At 56.4% G+C, this 305-nt stretch carries 1 pseudogene; it reads left to right on the top strand.

Features of this window, described 5'->3' with window-relative positions:
* Positions 1 to 25: 25 nt before the first annotated feature.
* A pseudogene (locus AC3XQU_RS23580) lies at positions 26 to 305 on the top strand (hypothetical protein); the annotation flags it as partial.

Below are 305 nucleotides of genomic sequence, written 5' to 3'. Positions count from 1 at the left end.
AATTAGCGAATCGTACCTGGGCAAATTGAACGACCAGGACATTAACAGTCAGGTGCTGGTGGAGTATGCGCTGTGGCGAATGGGCAAGGAGGGAGGGACTGTACAACCACAGACGGCTGGGAATGATCTGGCGCATCTGGGCGCAGTGCTTTCTATCGCTCGGCCTGCCTGGGGCTATGCAGTCGACCCGCACGCAATGACGGATGCACGGCGGGTCTTGAAAAAGCTGGGGTACAACATGAAAAGTCGTGAGCGCGACCGACGCCCCACTTTGGAGGAGCTCGACAAGCTACTTACGCATTTTC

Source organism: Telluria sp. AZSoR62 (assembly GCF_058111565.1).
This window is presented reverse-complemented; position numbering and strand designations above follow the sequence as displayed.